The organism is Streptomyces malachitofuscus, from assembly GCF_055571035.1.
On record NZ_JBVIGA010000021.1, the window covers coordinates 115,229 to 130,274 of the forward strand.

13 protein-coding genes are annotated in these 15,046 nt (G+C 73.4%); 6 read left to right on the forward strand and 7 right to left on the reverse strand.

Going from position 1 to position 15,046, the window contains the following annotated elements; genetic code table 11:
• The first annotated feature begins 59 nt into the window (after window positions 1-59).
• The 4 genes from ACZ44S_RS27865 to ACZ44S_RS27880 all read left to right on the forward strand — a co-directional run bounded on the left by ACZ44S_RS27865 (window position 60) and on the right by ACZ44S_RS27880 (window position 5,623).
• On the forward strand, window positions 60-1,370 hold the full coding sequence (locus ACZ44S_RS27865) for a cation:proton antiporter (protein WP_466933676.1): 1,311 nt from the start codon (window positions 60-62) through the stop codon (window positions 1,368-1,370).
• Window positions 1,371-1,835: 465 nt separating this feature from the next.
• Window positions 1,836-2,777, forward strand: coding sequence for a hypothetical protein (locus ACZ44S_RS27870; RefSeq protein WP_466933678.1), 942 nt, complete (start codon window positions 1,836-1,838; stop codon window positions 2,775-2,777).
• Window positions 2,778-2,960: 183 nt separating this feature from the next.
• Entirely contained in the window at window positions 2,961-4,136 is a 1,176-nt protein-coding gene (locus ACZ44S_RS27875) for an alpha-lytic protease prodomain-containing protein (protein WP_466933680.1), read from the forward strand.
• 164 nt (window positions 4,137-4,300) lie between these two features.
• Window positions 4,301-5,623, forward strand: a complete 1,323-nt coding sequence (locus ACZ44S_RS27880) for a lipase family protein (RefSeq protein ID WP_466933682.1) — start codon at window positions 4,301-4,303, stop codon at window positions 5,621-5,623.
• Window positions 5,624-5,826: 203 nt separating this feature from the next.
• Here the strand turns inward: ACZ44S_RS27880 and ACZ44S_RS27885 are convergent, their stop codons facing one another.
• Window positions 5,827-6,369 carry a snapalysin family zinc-dependent metalloprotease gene (locus ACZ44S_RS27885; protein WP_466933684.1) on the reverse strand — a complete coding sequence of 181 codons (543 nt, stop codon included), beginning with the start codon at window positions 6,367-6,369 and terminating at the stop codon, window positions 5,827-5,829.
• A gap of 145 nt (window positions 6,370-6,514) precedes the next feature.
• On the opposite strand from ACZ44S_RS27885, the gene mgrA reads away from it, so the two are divergent.
• Both mgrA and ACZ44S_RS27895 read left to right on the forward strand, forming a co-directional pair.
• Window positions 6,515-7,558, forward strand: coding sequence for an L-glyceraldehyde 3-phosphate reductase (mgrA, locus tag ACZ44S_RS27890; RefSeq protein ID WP_466933686.1), 1,044 nt, complete (start codon window positions 6,515-6,517; stop codon window positions 7,556-7,558).
• A gap of 103 nt (window positions 7,559-7,661) precedes the next feature.
• Window positions 7,662-8,144: an MSMEG_6728 family protein gene (locus tag ACZ44S_RS27895; RefSeq protein WP_190162567.1), complete on the forward strand. Its 483-nt coding sequence runs from the start codon at window positions 7,662-7,664 to the stop codon at window positions 8,142-8,144.
• Between the two features lie 169 nt (window positions 8,145-8,313).
• On the opposite strand, the gene ACZ44S_RS27900 is transcribed toward ACZ44S_RS27895, so the two are convergent.
• The 6 genes from ACZ44S_RS27900 to ACZ44S_RS27925 all read right to left on the reverse strand — a co-directional run bounded on the left by ACZ44S_RS27900 (window position 8,314) and on the right by ACZ44S_RS27925 (window position 15,017).
• Window positions 8,314-9,591, reverse strand: a complete 1,278-nt coding sequence (locus tag ACZ44S_RS27900) for an ABC transporter substrate-binding protein (RefSeq protein WP_466933688.1) — start codon at window positions 9,589-9,591, stop codon at window positions 8,314-8,316.
• Window positions 9,588-10,733: a branched-chain amino acid ABC transporter permease gene (locus ACZ44S_RS27905; protein ID WP_466933691.1), complete on the reverse strand. Its 1,146-nt coding sequence runs from the start codon at window positions 10,731-10,733 to the stop codon at window positions 9,588-9,590. Before ACZ44S_RS27905 ends, ACZ44S_RS27900 begins: the two co-directional genes overlap by 4 nt.
• The gene (locus ACZ44S_RS27910) at window positions 10,726-11,622 is read right to left on the reverse strand and encodes a branched-chain amino acid ABC transporter permease (protein WP_466933693.1); all 897 of its coding nucleotides are present in this window, start codon (window positions 11,620-11,622) and stop codon (window positions 10,726-10,728) included. The genes ACZ44S_RS27905 and ACZ44S_RS27910 overlap by 8 nt, the downstream gene beginning before the upstream one ends.
• Complete coding sequence (locus ACZ44S_RS27915; protein WP_466933695.1) at window positions 11,619-12,422, reverse strand: ABC transporter ATP-binding protein; 804 nt, start codon at window positions 12,420-12,422, stop codon at window positions 11,619-11,621. Before ACZ44S_RS27915 ends, ACZ44S_RS27910 begins: the two co-directional genes overlap by 4 nt.
• Window positions 12,419-13,201: an ABC transporter ATP-binding protein gene (locus ACZ44S_RS27920; protein WP_190162562.1), complete on the reverse strand. Its 783-nt coding sequence runs from the start codon at window positions 13,199-13,201 to the stop codon at window positions 12,419-12,421. The genes ACZ44S_RS27915 and ACZ44S_RS27920 overlap by 4 nt, the downstream gene beginning before the upstream one ends.
• A 526-nt stretch (window positions 13,202-13,727) precedes the next feature.
• On the reverse strand, window positions 13,728-15,017 hold the full coding sequence (locus ACZ44S_RS27925; protein ID WP_466933697.1) for an RsbRD N-terminal domain-containing protein: 1,290 nt from the start codon (window positions 15,015-15,017) through the stop codon (window positions 13,728-13,730).
• Window positions 15,018-15,046: the final 29 nt, after the last annotated feature.

Consider the following 15,046-nt stretch of genomic DNA (forward strand, 5'->3'; position numbering starts at 1 on the left):
GATCCCTTTTCGGCCGGACGGGCGGCGTGCCGACGGCCGGATCCGGGCACATGTGAGCGGTGACCTCCCCTGACGTTCTCTTCACCCTGCTCGGTGCCGGCGCCCTCCTCGCGGCCGTGCTGCCACGCCTGGTGGCCCGGATACCGCTGTCGCTGCCCCTGGTGTTCCTGGTCTGCGGAGTGGCCCTCCAGCTGCTGCCGTTGCCCATGCCCGAACTGGATCCCGTGTCGGACCGTGCCTGGGTGGAGCATGTCACCGAGATCTGTGTGATCGTCTCCCTCATGGGTGCCGGACTCGCCCTGAACCGGCCCTTCGGCCGGCGCAGCTGGCGGGCCACCTGGCGGCAGCTGGGCGTCACCATGCCCCTGACGATGGCGGCGGTGGGCGTCCTCGCCTGGGGGGTGCTGGGCTGGGCACCGGCCGCGGCACTGCTGCTCGCGGCGGTGCTGGCGCCGACCGATCCGGTGCTCGCCTCGGAGGTGCGGGTGGGCGCGCCCACGGATTCCGAGCACGACGAGGACGAGGTGCGCTTCACGCTGACCAGCGAGGCCGGGCTGAACGACGGGCTGGCCTTTCCCTTCGTCCTGGCCGCCGTCGGGCTCGCGGCCGCCGCGGGCGGGCGGGTGACCGGCGGCGGGATCGCCCACTGGGCCTTGGTCGACCTGCTGTACAAGTGCGCGGTGGGCGTGTTCGCGGGGCTCGCGGTCGGCATGCTGCTGGGCTGGCTGTTCTTCCGCGCGGGGTGGCGGGCGATGCGGCTGTCCGAGCACCGGGAGGGTTTCGTCGCCTTCGGCGCCACGTTCCTCGCCTACGGGGTGACCGAGCTGCTGCACGGCTACGGTTTCGTCGCGGTGTTCGTCACCGCCTGCCGGATCCGCGCGGCGGAGCGGGCGCACGGCTTCCACATCGTGCTGCACGACTTCGTGGAGCAGGTGGAGCGGCTGCTGACCGCCGCGCTGCTGTTCCTGCTCGGCGTGTTCGTCGCCCAGGGCGGGCTGGGGCCGCTGACCTGGCAGGGTGCCCTGGTGGGGATGCTGTTGCTGTTGGTGATCCGGCCGCTGGCCGGGTGGGTCGCCCAGCTCGGTACGCCCGCGGGTCCCCGGGAGCGCCTGGTGATCGCCTTCTTCGGGATCCGCGGCATCGGCTCGCTGTTCTATCTGGCCCACGCGCTCGGCTCCCCCGGTTTCGACGTCCCGGCCGGGCAGTTGTGGGCGGTGGTGACCTTCACGGTGCTGGCGTCCGTCGTCCTGCACGGGGTGACCGCCACCCCCGTGATCTCCCGCCTCGACCGGCTGCGTCTGCGCAGGGCCCACCCGGGCGGTCCGGGAACGGACCCGGACGAGGACGCGGTGGCGGGCGAACGGCTGTGAGGGCGCGGTCCGGCCCGGCGGGGGCGGCGATTCGGGCGGCCGGGCCGACGGGGCGCCCGCCGGCTCGAGCGGAGCCGAGCCACCGGCCGCCCTGCCTGAGCCTCGTCGTTTCGGGGCGAGCACCTACCTCGAGCCACTGGGACGGCCCCGGCGGCGCGACGGCCCACCGAGCCGACCGCCCGCCGGACCCGGGCAACCGCGCCCTCGCCGGACGGCCCACCCGGCCGGCCGGCGCCCTGCCACTGCCCACCCAGCCACCGGCATCTGCGGTCACTCGACCGGGACCCGAACCCACGGCGCGCGGAGCCACTCGGCGGCGCACGGCCCGTCCGGTTACCGGGTCCGCGGCGTACCCGGGCTCCACCGAGCCGAACTCACGCTCCGCCAGGACACCGGACGGCGTTCTCGCGCTGCGCGCGGCGTTCCGATGTGCGCGGTCGTCCCGTTCGGTGGAGTCTGGGGATCATGCCGCGGAAGGATGCGCAGAAGGATGCACAGGACGGCGGGGACGACGACGTGGAGTCCGTCCTCGACGAGCTCTACGCGCTGCCGCCGTCCGAGTTCGTCGCCCGGCGCGAGGAACGGGCCGCGGCCGCGCGGACGGCGCGGCGGGCCGGTGACGCGCGCCGCATCCGCGCCGCCCGCCGGCCCACCCTCGCGGCCTGGGCGGCGAATCTGCTCCGGCGTTCCCGGCCCGACGAGGCGGAGCAGTTCCTGGAGCTGGGACGGGCGCTGCGCGAGGCTCAGGCCACTCTGGATCCGAGCGGGCTGAAGGAGTTGTCGGCCCAGCGACGGCGCATCGTCTCCGAGCTGTCCCGGCAGGCGGCCGGCCTGGCCCGGGAGGCCGGCCATCCGTTGTCGGACACGGTCCAGCGGGAGGTGGAGACGACCCTGCGCGCCGTGCTCGCGGATCCGGAAGCGGCCGGCGTGTGGGCCGCGGGCCGGGTGGAGAGCACGCTCACCCCGCCTTCGGGTTTTCCCGCGGACACGCCCGCCGTGTCGGAACCGGCGGGCAAGGAGTCCCGCACACCCGCCCGTACGCCGTCGGCGCCGGCGCGGAGGAAGGACGAACTGGCGCAACGGCGCGCGGAACGCCAGGAGCGGCTGGCCCGGGCGCGGGAAGCGGCACGGGTGGCGGAGGAGCGGCTGCGTGACCGGCGTGCGGAGCAGGAGGAGGCCGACGGCTCGCTCCGGCGGGCGCGGGAACGGCGCGAGGAGGCCGAGGGGCGGGTGTCCGCGCTGGAGGAGCAACTACGCGATCTGCGCGGTGAGTTGGAGCGCGCCGAGCGCGAGCAGCGGGAGGCGGAGAAGCGGCACCGGGCCGCCGAGGACGCGCTCGGCAAGGCACGGCGGGTGGCGGACGAAGCCGTGAGGGAGGCGGAGCGGGCGGGGAAAGGGGCGCGCTGAACGGGGGACGGCCCAGGTGCGCGAGGGCCGTTCCTCCGGGGGCATGGCGCTCAAATTGAGCCGTGCATTGGCATAGACCTGACACCGACGACTCGCTAAGCTCTGCTCAACTCACCTTGAGAGCGCTCTCACAGTGCGGTTGTTCCACCCCCACCTTGCTGGAACGACGAAGGGCAACCTTCCATGAGACGCACCGGACTCACGCGTGCCTGCGTGGCCGCCCTGTTCATGATCGGCAGCTGGGCCGCGGCCGGCACCCTGCCCGCCTCGGCGCAGAACCCACCCGACTCCCCCGCCGCCCGTGGCGCCGACTCCGCCCCCGCCTCCACCGCCCTGCTGGACGCCATGCAGCGGGACTTCGGCCTGACCCGCGCCGAGGCGGAGGACCGGCTGGCCGCCGAACGCGCGGCGACCGAGCTCGCACCCGAGGCGCGCAGAACGGCCGGATCCGCCTATGGCGGCGCCTGGTTCGACGCCAGGAGCGAGAAACTGACCGTCGCCGTCACCGACGACGCCGACGCCTCGACGGTCCGCACCCTGCGCGCGTCCGGCGCCGCCGTACGCACCGTCGAGCACAGCGCCAAGCAGCTCGACGCGGCCAAGTCCCGTATCGACCGGCTCGAGGCGCCGTCGGGAGTCAACAGCTGGTCCGTCGACCCGACCGCCAACTCGGTCGTGGTGAACGTCGTTGGCGCACACCGTGCTGACAACGATGTCCGCAGCTTCGTGGCCAAGGCCCGCGCAGCCGGCCCCGTCACCGTGCGCACCGTGGCGCGCCAGGCCGAGACGTTCGCCGCCGGGACCGTCGGCGGCGACCCCTACTACACCGGTAACGTCCGCTGCTCCATAGGCTTCTCGGTGCACGGCGGCTTCGTCACCGCCGGGCACTGCGGCGGGGTCGGACAACAGGTCAGAGGCTGGGACGGCTCGTACATCGGCAACTTCCAGGGCTCCTCGTTCCCGGGCAACGACTACGCCTGGGTCAACGTGGGCAGCGGCTGGTGGACGGTGCCGGTGGTGCTCGGCTGGGGCACGGTGTCGGACCAGTTGGTGCGCGGCTCGGCGGAGGCGCCGGTCGGCGCCTCGATCTGCCGCTCCGGGTCCACGACCCACTGGCACTGCGGCCGGGTCCTGGCCAAGAACGAGACCGTCAACTACAGCCAGGGCGCGGTGCATCAGATGACGAAAACGAGCGCCTGCGCCCAAGGCGGCGACTCGGGCGGCTCGTTCATCAGCGGCGACCAGGCGCAGGGCGTCACCTCCGGCGGCTGGGGCAACTGCTCCAGCGGGGGCGAGACCTGGTTCCAGCCGGTCAACGAGATCCTCAACCGATACGGGCTGACCCTGCACACGGCCTGACGGACCGACGACTCATCAGCGGGCCCCGCCGGACGACCGGCGGGGCCCGCCCCTGCGCACACCGGCGAAAGTTACCGTGCCGTAACTTACTCGTGGGTTACCAGCGGTAAGTGAGCGCTGCTAGTTTCACGTTTCACCTTCCGGAGCAGAGCGAGGAGTGAGCCGTGAGCCGAATCAGCAGCGTGCTGACCACCGTGGTCGCCACGACCGCCTGTGTGTGCGTGGCCGCGCCGCCCGCCGCCGCGACCGACCCCGTCGTCTCGCGGGGCGTCACCATCCCCGCCTTCTACACGCCGCCCGCCGAACTGCCCGCGGGCAACGGCGTACTGGTCCGGCACGAGCCACTGCGTCTCGGGCTGAGCCTGCCCAGCCTGGGCGGCCGCTCCCTGCCGGGGACCGCGACCCGCCTGATGTACACCTCCACCGACTCAGGCGGGCAGCCGGTGGCCGTCACCGGCGCCTACATCGAGCCCTCCGCCGACTGGAAGGGCGCCGGCCCCCGTCCCCTGGTGGTGGTCGGCTCCGGAACCATGGGCCAGGGCGACCAGTGCGCACCCTCGCTCGCCCTCCAGCACCCCCTGATCCTCAACGGCCGGACGGTGTCCTTCGGGTACGAGACGGCGGCGGTCCACCGGCTGCTCGCCACCGGGGCGGCCGTCGTCGTCACCGACTACGTGGGCCTCGGCTCGACCGACCGGCTGCACACCTACGTCAACCGCGTCGACGAGGGGCACGCCATGCTGGACGCCGCCCGCGTCGCGCGCTCCGTGCCGGGAGCGTCCGTCACGGACGCCTCCCGCGTGGCCATGTACGGCTACAGCCAGGGAGGCGGGGCCAGTGCCTCGGCGGCAGAACTCCACCGCACCTACGCACCCGACGTACCCCTCGTCGGCACCTACAGCGGGGCGCCGCCGGCCGACCTGACGGAGGTCATGAAGGGCATCGACGGAAGCGCCCTGGCCGGCGCGCTGGCCTGGTCGATCAACGGCTTCGCCCAGGCCGAACCCGAGCTGCGCAGGGTCGTCGACGAGAACATCAACGCCACCGGGCGCGCCGCGCTCGAGGACATCTCCACGGCCTGCGTCGGGGACGCGATCCTCGGCTACGGCTTCACCAAGAGCACCAAGTGGACCTCGAGCGGGAAGTCCGTCGCCGCGATCATCGCCGGTGAGCCCGCCGCCCAGGCCGTCCTCGACAAGCAGCGCCTCGGCACCATGAAGCCCACCGGACCGGTCCGGCTGGTCACCGGCGTCCAGGACGACATCGTCCCGCACGCGCAGGCACGCCGACTGGCCGCGGACTGGTGCGCCAAGGGCGGCGACGTCACCTACAAGGCCGTACGGCTGCCGAATCTGGGCGACAAGCTCCTCACCAACCACCTGGCGCCGCTCCTGGCCGACCAGGGCGACGCGGTCGAGTGGCTGGCCGACCGGCTCAAGGGCAGGCCGGCGGGCTCCAACTGCTGGGCCGTGCCCACCCGGCGCTGAGCCGCGGGCAACGCGACGAGCCCCGTCCCGACGGATCGGGACGGGGCTCGTGAGCAGAGCGCCGGGCAGGCCTTGCACCTGCATCTCCCCGCAGGAAGCGGGGCGTCTTTCCTTGGACCACCAACGCACGGCCGGACTCGGGGAGTTCCCCTCGCCTCAACGTGGAACAACCGTAGCGGTGATCGCCTCACTTGTCACATCGGTCACATGAGTGCGCCGGTGAGGGCTCCCTCGAAGTTCTTCTCCACCTGCGCCTTCTCCGCCGCGCTCGGGTAGGCGTTGGTGCACGAGGTTCCGGCGCTGGCACCCGACATCAGGCTGGAGCAGGGGCCGGGCTTACGGTCCGGCAGGCCGAGCATGTGGCCGAGTTCGTGGGCCGCGATGCGCATCGTGGAGTGACCCTGATCGACCGCCTGGCGTCCGATGTAGACCGTGCCCCTGCCCAGGGAGTCGGGGAGGGAGCGGGGCCAGCCGTCGTCCGCCACGATCCGGATGTCGGCGCGTTCACCGGACGCGGCCGGGCGCAGCTCGACACCGTCCACGCTCGCGTTCCAGATCGCCGCTCCCCGGTCCACGGCGGATCCGAACTCCGCGGCCGCTCCGGCGTCGTAGGTGAGCACCCGGCCGGCCGCCACCAGGGGCTGGGCGGTGCGGGCGGACGGGACGGCCGTGGCCGGGCCGGTCAGCGCGGGGCAGGACAGCACGAGTGCCGCGGCCAGGCCGCCGGTCAGCGTACGGATGCGCATGGTCGACCTCCTGTGGATTCAGAAGCGGAACTGCTGAATCCCATGGAACGGATCGGTTGGACTTCGGGATCACGCGGAGGCACTGTGGGCAAGGATCAACACCATCCCACGGGACACCCCCACTCGCATCACCGGAGACCACCCGATGAACCACATCGCCCATCCCGAGCGCTACGACGGCACCATGCGCTACCGGCGCACCGGCCGCTCGGGGCTCGACCTCCCCCTGCTGTCCCTGGGGTACTGGCACAACTTCGGCGACGACCGGTCCTTCGAGACACAGCGCGAGATCGCCCTGCGCGCCTTCGACCTGGGCATCACCCACCACGACCTGGCCAACAACTACGGCCCGCCCTACGGCGCGGCGGAGATCAACTTCGGCCGGCTGATGAAGCAGGACCTCGCACCGTACCGGGACGAACTGGTGGTCTCCACCAAGGCCGGCTGGGACATGTGGCCCGGCCCCTACGGCCAGGGCGGCGGCTCCCGCAAGTACATGCTGGCCTCGCTCGACCAGTCCCTGCAGCGCATGGGACTGGAGTACGTCGACATCTTCTACTCGCACCGGCTCGACGCCACCACGCCGCTCGAGGAGACCATGGGCGCCCTGGACACCGCCGTCCGCCAGGGCAAGGCGCTCTACGTCGGCATCTCCTCCTACGACGCCGAGCGCACCCGTCGGGCCGTGGCCATCCTCCGCGACCTCGGCACTCCGCTGCTGATCCATCAGCCCTCGTACAACATGCTGAACCGCTGGATCGAGACGGACGGCCTGCTGGACGTGGCCCAGGAGGAGGGCTTCGGCATCATCGGGTTCACGGCACTGGCGCAGGGGCTGCTGACCGGGCGCTACCTGGACGGCGTACCCCAGGACTCCCGGGCGGCGGCGGGCAAGTCGTTCGACACGGCCTGGCTGACCGACGACATGCTGCACCGGCTGCGCGCCCTGGGCGACATCGCGGCACGGCGCGGGCAGAGCCTCGCGCAGATGGCGCTGGCCTGGGCCCTGCGGGACCCGAGGGTCACCTCGCTGGTCATGGGCGCCTCCCGCACCGAGCAGCTGGAGCAGAACGTGGCCGCGCTGGAGAACCTCGACTTCACCGCCGAGGAACTGGCCGAGATCGACAAGTACGCCACGGAGGGCGGCGTCGACCTGTGGCGCGACGCGCGGACGGGCACGATGGGCTGAGCCCCCGGCGGCCGCCACGAGGTGTGCGCGGCCGCGGAAGGGGAACTGCGGTGCTTGAGCCGCGCCGCGAGGCGCGGAGGCCCCCGGCCCTTCGGACGGTCGTATGCAGACCTTCATGCCGTACCCCGATTTCCACGAGTCGGCGCTGGTGCTCGACCGGCGCAGGCTCGGCAAACAGCGGGTGGAGGCGCTCCAGGTGCTGCGCGGGCTGATCGTGCCCGGCTACGGATGGCGCCGCCATCCGGCGGTGCGCATGTGGACCGGCTACGAGGAGGCCCTGGTGCGGTACGGCCTGGAGGTCTGCCGGGTCTGGCGCGACCGTGGCCACCAGGACAGCTGTGCGGCCACCCTCGTCGCCGACCTCGCCGGCGTCCGGCCCGGCGCTCCGGTGCGCGATCAGCGGGCGCTGGCCGAGGCCGGCGAGCTGCCGCCCTGGCTCGGGGACGAGGACCTGCACCGCAGCCATCGCTCGGCGCTCGTCCGCAAGGAACCGGCGGTCTACGCGGAGCTCTTCCCCGGGGAGCCGGACGACCTGCCCTATGTGTGGCCGTCGTCCGACCGGGATCCGGAGGCCGTCGCCGACTGACGGCGCGCGACCGGTCACCCGCGCCGGGCCGGGGCACGGCGCGGTCTCCCGTCACCTCCCGGGCCGGGACCGCGGTGAGGCGCCCGGACCGTTGCCCATGGAACGGCGAGCACGGGTGCCCCGGCGCCCCTCCCCCGGGGTTCGCCAGGGCATCCCGGGCGGCCGTCCGTCACCGGGCGGTCAGGTACTCCTCCACTCCCGGAGCCGCGTGCGCGTCCTCCGCGTTCACCACGCCGCCGACCGCCTTGGCATCGGGCTTGAGCACATACGTCTCGACGCTCGCGGGGCGATCGACGTCGGAGAAGTTCTGCGGGGTGCCGAGGCCGGTGTCGGCGTTCGTCTGGGCCCGGTGCGCCTCGACGACGTCCTCGCGGGTCAGGCCGCCCGCCTCGCAGGCCTTCTTCAGATCGGCGCCCATGAGCTGGGCGGCGTTGTACCCGGACAGCACGCCGGAGTCGACCGGCGACTTCGGGTACTTCTTCTGGTACGACGCCACCATGCGCCGCACGCCGGGCAGGTCGGAGCTGACCGCCGGCGCGGCGCTCACGATGGTGAGCATCGCCGCGAGCGCCGGCGCCGCCGGGGTCTTCATCAGCTGGGGCGCGAAACCGGGGGCGCTGCTGACGACGGGCACCTTCAGGCCGCGGGAGGCCGCGACGCCGACCAGGGAGGCCGTCTGCGCGGGTCCGGCACTGATCAGGACGGCCTTCACGCCCTCCTTGCGCAGGGCCGAGACCTGGGCCGACAGATCGGTGTCCGTCGCCTTGATCTTCTGTCCGGTCACCTTCAGACCGGCCTTCCCGGCCGCCCACGTGGAGCCCTCCAGCGCATTGGCCCCGTAGTCGCCCTCGAAGTAGACGTGACCGATGCTGTCGCCCTTCTTCAGACCCTTGGTGCGGGTGAGGAACTCGACCGCGGCGATCATGTCGACGTCATACGTGGTGCCGAGCACCTGGATGGCGTCCTTGCCGAGCAGGGAGGCCGCCCAGGCCTGCGGGAAGGTGAGCATCTTGTCGCGTTCGATGTCGTCGAGCAGCGCCGCGACCACGGGGGAGCCGATGACCTGGGGCAGCGCCACGACGTCGGGGGCGATGTCGGCGTAGGCGGTGACCGCCTTCTGCACGTCGTAGCCGTGGTCCTTGACGACGATCTCGACCTTGCGGCCGCAGATGCCGCCGTCGGCGTTGACCTCGTCGGCCCACATCTGCTGGGCCTGCACGATGCTCTTGCCGAGCGTGGCGTAGGGGCCGGTCAGGTCGGTGAGCGCGCCGAGTCTGATGGTGTCGGCACCGATGCCGGGCCCGGTGCGCAGGCCGTCGGCCGCCTTGCCGCTCTTGTCGCCGCTCTCCGCCTTGGAGCTGCATCCGGTGGCCGCGAGCAGCAGGGCGAGGGCGCCGGCGAGGACGGTCCCGGCGGTGCGGTGCCGGTTGCGGTGAATGGTGTTCACGGGGTGTGCTCCTTGGGTCGTGCGGCTGCGGCGGGTTGCGGAGGCGCGGGGACAGCGGTGTCCGGGTCGGAGGTGCGGGTGCGGCGACGCCGTACGCGGTCCCGGGCCCGGCGGGCCAGGCCGTGCAGGCCGTCGGGCGCGTACAGCAGGACGAGGACGATGGCCGCGCCGTAGAGGTAGCGGGCCGCCTCGGTGGGGCCCACGGTGCCCTCGGCGGAGCCGGGGGCGGTCACCAGGGGGAGCTGGTCGGCGTAGCGGGTCATCAGCAGGGGCAGCGCGGTGACGAACAGGGCGCCGGCGACGGCTCCGGCGACGGAACCGAGGCCGCCGATGACGATCATGGCGAGGTAGTCGACGGAGAGGGCGAGGGAGAAGTAGTCAGGTACGACGCGCCGGAAGGCGAGCGCCAGCAGCACTCCCGCGAGACCGGCGTACATCGACGACACCACGAAGGCCGCGGAACGGTGCCGGGCGACGTCGACGCCCATCACGGCGGCCGCGGTCTCGCTGTCACGCAAGGCGGCGAGCGCCCGCCCGGGGCGTCCGCGCAGCAGGCCGCGGGCGGTGAACCAGGTGAACGCGAACAGGGCCAGGCCCAGGAACCACAGCCGTTCCTCCGCGCCGAACGGCACACCGAGGACGGTCATTTCGGGGTCGCTCTCCGCGAAGGTGAACCCGCCGAGGCTGAGCGGCGGCACGGAACGGCCGTTGAAGCCGCCGGTGACGGAGTCGGCGGTCAGCAGGACGTGGTGGCCGAGGAAGACCAGGGCGAGCGTCGCGATGCCCAGGTAGATGCCCTTGACCCGGGCGGCGACGGGGCTGAACAGTCCGCCCGCCGTCCCGGCGAGCAGCACCGCGAGCAGGGCGGCGAGGGCCGGGGGCAGTCCCGGTCCGGGTTCGCCCGCGAGCCAGGCGTAGCCGTAGGCGCCGACGGCGAGGAAGAAGGCGTGGCCGAGGGAGAGCTGGCCGGCGGTGCCGCTGAGCAGGGCGAGGCCGACGGCCCCGATGGCCGCGGCCATGGAGAACAGGCCGATGCGCAGCCAGAAGGCGTCCAGGTAGAACGGCGGCAGGCACAGGACGACGGCGAGCAGCAGCAGCGAGGCGCGCCGGCGGGTGAGTGCCGTCAGGAGTCGGTCAGACACGGGCCGCTCCCTTCGCGCCGAACAGTCCGGTGGGCCGGACGAGCAGCACCAGCAGCATCACCGCGTACGGGGCGACGTCGCCGAACCCCTCGCCGAGGATGTGCAGGTCGGACTGGTAGCCGACGACGAGTGCCTCGGTCAGGCCGATGACGAGGCTGCCCGCGAGGGCGCCGGCCGGGGAGGCCAGCCCGCCGAGGATGGCGGCCGGGAAGGCGTTGAGCGCGATCTGGCCGGTGGTGCGCTCCAGGCCCGGCGCGGGGAACGCGGCGAGGAAGACCGCCGCCAGTGCGGCGAGCGCGCCCGCCAGGCACCAGGCGCCCGCGCGGACCCGGCCCAGCCGTACGCCCATGAGCGCGGCGGCCTCCAGGTCCTCGGCCGCCGCCCGCAGGGACAGTCCCCAGGAGGTGAACCGGAACAGTGCGAACACACCGCCGATGACCACCGCCGACACCACGATCGCGGCGAGCCGGCTGTCGGCGACGGTCACCGGTCCCAGCTCGGTCACCGCGTCGCCCCACGGGTCGCCGAGGGACAGCAGGTCGCCGCCGATGCGCCGGGCCAGATCGGTGAGCAGGACGATGTCGATGCCGATGGTGACGATGGTCTGGACGTGGGCCGAGTGGGCGTCCTGGCCACCGCGTTGCAGAAGGAAGCGGTCGAGCGCGCCCGCGAGGGCGGCCGTGCTGAGGACCGCGAGGGCGAGTGCTCCGGCGAACCCGAGGTCGTCGTGAAGGACGGCGATGAGGTAGCCGCCGAAGAGGAGCAGGGAGCCGTGGGCGAAGTTGAGGACGCCCGAGGCCTTGAAGATGACGACGAAGCCGAGGGCGACCAGCGCGTAGACCGCGCCGAGCGCCAGTCCGCCGAGGACGTTGTCGAGAAACCCGGTCATGCCGCTTCCTCCCCTGCCGCGTCGGTCCCGAGGTAGGCGCGCAGCACCTCGGGGTCCCTGCGGACCTCGTCGGGGGTGCCGTGGGCGATGGGCCGGCCGAAGTCGAGCACGGTGACGTCGTCGGCGAGGCGCATGACGAGGCCCATGTCGTGCTCGACGAGGACGATGGACAGGCCGAGTTGGGCCCGCAGTTCGCCCACGGCCTCGGCGGTGCGGGCGCGTTCGGCGGCGTTCATTCCGGCCACCGGTTCGTCGAGGAGCAGCACACGGGGCTCCAGGCAGAGGGCGCGGGCGAGTTCGACGCGCTTGCGGTCGCCGTAGGACAGCAGGGCGACGGGGCTGTCGAAGTGGGGGCCCAGTCCGGTGAGTTCGGCGGTCTCGCGGGCCCGGGCGAGATGGTCGCGCTGTTCCCGGACGGCGCTCGGCAGGCGCAGGGCACTGGCGGCGAATCCGGCGCGGGACAGGGCGTGGCGGCCGAGCATGAGGTTGTCGGCGACCGTGCCGTGGGTGGTGACGATGTTCTGGAAGGTGCGGGCGACGCCGAGGGCGGCGATGCGGTGCGGGGCGAGCCGGGTCAGCTCGGTCTTGCCGAGGGTCACCGTGCCCGCGGCCGGGCGGCACAGACCGGACAGCACGTTGAAGCAGGTCGACTTGCCGGCTCCGTTGGGTCCGATGAGTGCGTGCACCGAGCCGGGGGCGACGGTGAAGGAGACGTCGTCGAGGGCGGTGAGGCCGGCGAAGCGCACGGTGACGCCCCGTACGTCGAGCACGGGCGGTGCGGTGGTGGTGCGGTCGTTCACGCCGCCCCCTGGTCCTCGGCGGCCTCGCCCAGGTAGAGGCGGCGTACGGCGTCGGTGCGGGCGAGTTCGGCGGCGGGGCCGGACAGGCGGGTCTCGCCGACTTCGAGGACGTGTGCGTGGTCGGCGAGGGAGAGCGCCATGCCGGCGTTCTGCTCGACGAGGAGTACGGCGGTTCCCTGGGCGTTGATCTCGCGGATCACGCCGGCGATCCGGGACACCATCTGCGGTGCGAGGCCGAGGGAGGGCTCGTCGAGGAGCAGGAGGCGGGGGGCGGCCATCAGGGCGCGGCCGATGGCGAGCATCTGCTGCTCGCCGCCGGAGAGCAGACCGGCGGCCTGGTGGGTGCGTTCGGCAAGGCGCGGGAAGAGTGCGAAGACGCGGTCGCGGGCCTCCTGTACCTGGGCGCGACCGCGCCGGCCGAGACCGAGTCCGCCGGAGCGGAGGTTCTCGTCGACCGAGAGTCCGGCGAACACGCGCCGTCCCTCGGGGACCTGGACGACTCCGGCGCGCACCGCTGCGACGGGGTCCTTGCCGTCGAGCACCGTCTCGCCGTAGCGGATGCGGCCGGCCGTGAGCGCGCCGCGGTGCAGGCGCAGCGTGCCGGAGACGGCCCGCAGCAGGGTCGTCTTCCCGGCGCCGTTGGCGCCGAGCAGTGCCACGACGGCGCCGGGTGGCACGGTCAGGGACACGGAACGGAGAGCGGACAGCGCGCGCCCGTACGTGACGTCGACGTTCTCGACGTGCAGCGCGGGCAGGCCGTCCGGTGGTGCTTCGGGCATCGCGGCTCCTCGGGGCCGGACCGCCGTTCGGGGCGGCGTCGGCTTCGGGGGAAGGGGTGCTCACGACAGCACGGGGGTGGAGGGGCGGTACAGGTTTCGGCATGCGTACGCTGCGGCGTACCAATGGGGGTGGGTGGGGGTTGTGCGCGTGCCCAGACGCCGGCCGCTGGGGGCGCGGGGTGGAGTGGCTGGGCGCCGGGCAGGTTTGGGCGCCGGGGCTCCGGTGGGCCGGGGCGGGTGGCAGTGGGCGCTTCCGGCGGGGTGCCGTTGCGCCCATCCGTGCCGCCCTGGGGGCACCTCCCAGGCCCTTGAGGCACTGAGGGAGGCGCGACTGCCTTCAGTCGTGCGGGGGACGGGTGCGGGCGCGGATGGGCGCGGCTACGCGCGGGAGGGCTACGGGCGTGGGTGGGCGCGGGTACGCGTCGGACCCGTGCGGGCACGGCCGGGCGCAGCTACGCGCGGGAGGGGTACGGGCACGGCCGGGCACAGGTACGCGCGAGAGGGATGCGGGCGCGGGTGGGCGCGGCTACTGGTGGGGCGGGTGCTGGCGCGGCTGTCTGGGGCTGTGGAGGGTGTGGGCTGTCAGGGCGAGGGTCACCTCTACCAGGTCGGAGGGGCGGGAGAGGGAGCGGCCGGTGAGTTGTTCGTAGCGGCGCAGGCGGTTGAGGACGGTGTTGCGGTGGCAGTACAGGCGCCGGGCCGCCCGCTGGGCCGAGCCGTCACAGGCCAGCCACGTTGCCAGGGTGTCCAGCAGGACCTCCGCGTCGGCGGGTTCGAGAGGGGCGAGCGGGCCGAGGAGCCGCTCGGTCAGCGCGGCGCCGAGTTCCGGGCTCGACGCGACCAGCGCCGCCGGGAGGTGTTCGGTGAGCCGGACCGTACCGCCCGACTCGGGGCTGAGTCCCAGCGCGGTGTCCGCGAGGCGCCGGGCCTCCCCCACGGCGGCCAGTCCGTCGACCGCGCTGCTGACGCCCACCCGTGTCCCGGGTGCCTGCTCCTCGGGCACGATCGGCTCCTCGCCGTCCTCGACCAGAACGATGCCGTAGTCGGCGTCCACACCGGTGTGCCAGTGCACGCGCACACCGGGAGCGAGGGCCGCTTGGGCACCGGGACAACCGGCGAGCCGGCCGCCGGCGGCCGCGACGACCACGTACCGCCCGTGCTCCGGCAGGTCCAGCGCCTGCGCCGCCTCGGGCAGGTCGGCGATCCTGCTCGTGCCGTCCAGCAGCGCCGAGGCCAGCAGACGCACCCTGTTCTCCCTGCGCCACGCCAGCTGCCGCTCGGTCTGCCGGTAGGCCTCCGCGACCAGGGTGCAGTGCTCGTCGACGAAGTCCCACACGTCGGACGCGACGTGCACCAGCAGGCGTACGTCCTCGGGCGCCGTCCTCGACGTCTCGTCGACCAGGCCCTGCCACACCAGTGAGCCGCCCAGCCGGAAGGCGTGCAGCAGCGCGTCCAGCGGAAGCCCCTGTTCGGCGCGGGTGGCGCCGATCTTCCAGGAGCAGCGGCGCGCCGCGTCCCGGGCACCGCGCGGGTCGATCAGGGAGGTGATGCTGTGCCGCAGCGACCGGTGCACCTCCTGCCACGTGGCGGTGGCGTCGCCGTCCATCGCGGACCGGTACGCGGGTTCCCGCTCCTGCAGCGCGGCGACCAACCGGTCGGTGAGCTGGGGCAGGTCGTCCAGCAGAACGCGGGCCGCCCGGTGCAGCACGCGCAGCGCGTCGGCGTCGATCAGCGACCGCACCCGCGGTGTCCGCGGACGTGGGGCGGGCATGGGCCCGGGGCGCAGCAGGGTACGTGGCCGTACGGCGTGTTGCATCGCGATCTCCCCCAGGGTCGGCTTCCCGG

What these genes read in the sequence shown, in the direction of transcription:
- ACZ44S_RS27870 (WP_466933678.1), top strand. Translation starts at nt 1,836, where the DNA reads ATGCCGCGGAAGGATGCGCAGAAGGATGCACAGGACGGCGGGGACGAC.
- ACZ44S_RS27875 (WP_466933680.1), top strand. Translation starts at nt 2,961, where the DNA reads ATGAGACGCACCGGACTCACGCGTGCCTGCGTGGCCGCCCTGTTCATG.
- ACZ44S_RS27885 (WP_466933684.1), bottom strand. Translation starts at nt 6,369, where the DNA reads ATGCGCATCCGTACGCTGACCGGCGGCCTGGCCGCGGCACTCGTGCTG.
- mgrA (WP_466933686.1), top strand. Translation starts at nt 6,515, where the DNA reads ATGAACCACATCGCCCATCCCGAGCGCTACGACGGCACCATGCGCTAC.
- ACZ44S_RS27895 (WP_190162567.1), top strand. Translation starts at nt 7,662, where the DNA reads ATGCAGACCTTCATGCCGTACCCCGATTTCCACGAGTCGGCGCTGGTG.
- ACZ44S_RS27910 (WP_466933693.1), bottom strand. Translation starts at nt 11,622, where the DNA reads ATGACCGGGTTTCTCGACAACGTCCTCGGCGGACTGGCGCTCGGCGCG.
- ACZ44S_RS27920 (WP_190162562.1), bottom strand. Translation starts at nt 13,201, where the DNA reads ATGCCCGAAGCACCACCGGACGGCCTGCCCGCGCTGCACGTCGAGAAC.
- ACZ44S_RS27925 (WP_466933697.1), bottom strand. Translation starts at nt 15,017, where the DNA reads ATGCAACACGCCGTACGGCCACGTACCCTGCTGCGCCCCGGGCCCATG.